Here is a 642-nt window from a genome sequence, read left to right as displayed (position 1 = left end):
GAGGTTAGTAATGACGGTCCAAATGATTTACCAGCAGGAGCTACAGTAACAGATCAGTTACCGACAGGATATACGTATGTATCGGACAATGGATCAGGAGCTTATGTAAGTGGTACAGGTGTTTGGACGTTACCAGCAATTGCCAATGGAGCAAGTACAAGTTTAGAGATTACCGTTACGGTAGATGCGAGTGGAGATTATGAGAATGTAGCCGAAGTAACGAGCAGTGCGAACAATGATCCAGACAGTACACCAAATAATGATGATGGAGATCAGAGTGAGGATGATGAGGATAGYAATACACCTACGGTTACTCCGACGAGTGATTTAAGTTTAGCCAAGAGTGTTAACAATAGTACCCCTAATGTAGGAGACACGATTATCTTTACGTTGGAGGTTAGTAATGACGGTCCAAATGATTTACCAGCAGGAGCTACAGTAACAGATCAGTTACCGACAGGATATACGTATGTATCGGACAATGGATCAGGAGCTTATGTAAGTGGTACAGGTGTTTGGACGTTACCAGCAATTGCCAATGGAGCAAGTACAAGTTTAGAGATTACCGTTACGGTAGATGCGAGTGGAGATTATGAGAATGTAGCCGAAGTAACGAGCAGTGCGAACAATGATCCAGACAGT

At 43.2% G+C, this 642-nt stretch carries 1 protein-coding gene; it reads left to right on the top strand.

Features of this window, described 5'->3' with window-relative positions; genetic code table 11:
- On the top strand, positions 1-642 hold a 642-nt coding region (locus GBO31_RS23345), incomplete at both ends, for a DUF11 domain-containing protein (protein WP_219011034.1).

The sequence above is a fragment of the Aquimarina litoralis genome (assembly GCF_019295435.1).
Classification (GTDB): Bacteria; Bacteroidota; Bacteroidia; order Flavobacteriales; family Flavobacteriaceae; genus Aquimarina; species Aquimarina litoralis_A.
This window is presented reverse-complemented; position numbering and strand designations above follow the sequence as displayed.